A 2,430-nucleotide genomic window follows, 5' to 3' on the forward strand; every position below is an offset into this window, starting at 1 on the left:
CAGCGAAGAAGTCCGCGCGCGCGACCTGGGCGGACAGGTCCGAGCCCATGATCGGCGCCAGAAGGTACGCGACCCCGAGCAGCACCGCCCACCCGGCCGTCACCCACTCCAGCCGCCGCCCCGCCCACACCCGGACGACCCTACCGGTGGTCGCAGCGCGTCACGGTAGGGTGGCCGCCATGCCCCGCCCCGTCGTGATCCGGTACGCGGGGCTGATCGGAAGTCTGCTGCTCACGGTGGCGGCGGCGCGGGACGGCGCGACGTGGCCCTGGCACCCCTCGATGACCGCCCGCACGATCCTGGCCGGCGACAACGGCGTGCTGAGCCCGGTGTGCTGGCTGGCCGGCACGCTGCTGCTGATCGGCGCGTGGGTGCTCGGCCGCAAGGTGGTGCCGTCGGCCCGGTGGGCGTACGTGACGGCCGCGCTGTGGGCGGCGCCGCTGCTCGTGACGCTGCCGCTGGGCAGTTACGACGTCTACTCGTACGCGTGTCAGGGCTGGGCCCTGGCGAACGGCCACGACGCGTATGCGGCCGGCGCGTTGGAGCTCGGCTGTCCCTGGGTGGATGCGGTCTCGCCGACCTGGCTGGACGCGCCGGCGCCCTACGGCCCGGTGTTCCTGATCCTCGCGGCGCTCGCCGCGAAGACCGGCTCGATCCTGGGCGCGCTGATCGTGCTGCGGCTGATCGCGGTGCTCGGCGTGGTGCTGATCGCGGTGTCGCTGCCCGCCCTGGCCCGCCGCCGCGACGTGCCGCTGGAGCGCGCCGCCTGGCTCGCGCTGGCCTGCCCGCTGGTCCCGATCCACCTGATCTCCGGCGCGCACAACGACGCCGTGATGGTCGGCCTGCTGGTGGCCGGGCTGGCGGCCCGCAAGGCCTGGGTCGCCGGCGTCCTGCTCGGCCTCGCGGTCGGGGTCAAGGCGACGGCGATCGTGGTGCTGCCGTTCGCGTTCCTGCTATTCCCCGGCGTCGCCTTCCTGGGCGCGGCGGTGGGGGCGGTGGGCCTCGCCTCGCTGGTCGGCCTCGGATGGATCACCAACCTGGCCGGCAGCGGCGCGTCGGTGCAGTGGACCTCGCCGTCCACCGCGGTCGGCATGACGCTGGACCTCTTCGGCCTCGACGCGGTCCCGATCACCCGGATCCTGGGCATCGCCGGCCTGGTCGTGGTGCTGGCCGTGCTGTGGTGGCGCTCCCGCAGGGGAGATCCGCTACTCGGCGCGGGGCTGGCGCTGGCGGCCACGGTGGCGCTCGCGCCGGTCTTCCACCCCTGGTATCTGACCTGGCCGCTGGCCGTGCTCGCGGCCACGCTGCGGCGGGACACCCTGTGGCTGGTCGTGCCGTGCGCGGTCGCCTCGGCGTTGTGCCTGCCCGACGGGTACAACCTGGCGCTGGCCACGAAGGCGCAGGGTGCGGTGGCGATGACCGTACTCGTCGCGGTCGTCGTGGTCGTCCTGGTCCGGAAGCGGCCGAGGGTCGCCGCATGACCAGGCGGATCGCGATCGTCGCGGGCCTGGTCGCCGTCACGGTGGTCATCGTGTGGCTGGCCGAGACGCGCAACACGTTCTTCGACAGCCGCGTCTACACCGGAGCGGTCCGCTACTGGTTCCGCGACGGGGGCATGGTCTACGACTGGCTGCGGCCCGGCACGCCCTACGGCTTCACGTACCCGCCGTTCGCCGGCCTGATGATGGCCCCGATGGCGTGGCTGCCGTTCCCGCTGGTGCTGACCATCGCGACGGTCGCGTCGGTGGTGACCACCGGCCTGATCGTGTGGTGGCTGATCGCGCCGATGGTCCGCCGGCACTCCTGGACGCCATGGTTCGCCGTCGCGATCGGGCTGTGCCTGGCGGTGTCGTTCGAGCCGGTCCGCGAGACGATCACCTTCGGCCAGGTCAACACGCTGCTGCTCGCCCTGGTGGCGGCCGACCTGCTCTTCGGGCTCAGCGCCGGCGGCAGGTGGGCCGGCGTGGGCATCGGCCTGGCCACGGCCATCAAGCTCACCCCGGGCGTGTTCATCCTCTACCTGCTGGTCACCCGCCGCTGGCGGGCGGCGTTCACGGCGATGGGTACGGCCACCGCGGCCACCCTGCTGGCCGCGGCGCTCTACCCGGACGCGTCCCGGGAGTTCTGGACGGCGGCCCTGTGGGACACCGACCGCGTGGGCGTGCTGTCCTACCTGTCCAACCAGTCGCTGCGCGGCTTCGTGGCCCGTCTCCCGGTCGAGCCGATCGCGACGTACCTCTGGATCGCGCTCGTCCTGGTCGTCCTGGCGCTGTGGGCGTGGCGGGTGCGGCGGGCGCCGGACGACGTGGTGCTGGGCCTGGCGCTGACCGGCGTGGTGGGCACGCTGATCAGCCCGGTCATGCCAACAAAAATACAAAAGGGGCATGGGGATATTCCCCATCAAGCCGGTATATTCAGAACGAAGTGGCT

The 2,430-nt window shown here is 72.7% G+C and carries 2 protein-coding genes; both read left to right on the top strand.

Features of this window, described 5'->3' with window-relative positions; genetic code table 11:
- The first annotated feature begins 146 nt into the window (after positions 1–146).
- Positions 147–1,481 (top strand): polyprenol phosphomannose-dependent alpha 1,6 mannosyltransferase MptB, encoded by a 1,335-nt coding sequence (mptB, locus tag AB0M20_RS38290; protein ID WP_364305795.1) that lies wholly within the window; start codon positions 147–149, stop codon positions 1,479–1,481.
- Positions 1,478–2,430: glycosyltransferase family 87 protein (locus AB0M20_RS38295; protein WP_364305797.1), on the top strand; the 953-nt coding region annotated here is incomplete at its 3' end. The genes mptB and AB0M20_RS38295, both read left to right, overlap by 4 nt.

Origin of the sequence: Actinoplanes sp. NPDC051633 (assembly GCF_040681735.1) — a bacterium.
In the GTDB taxonomy this organism is placed as follows: Bacteria; Actinomycetota; Actinomycetes; order Mycobacteriales; family Micromonosporaceae; genus Actinoplanes.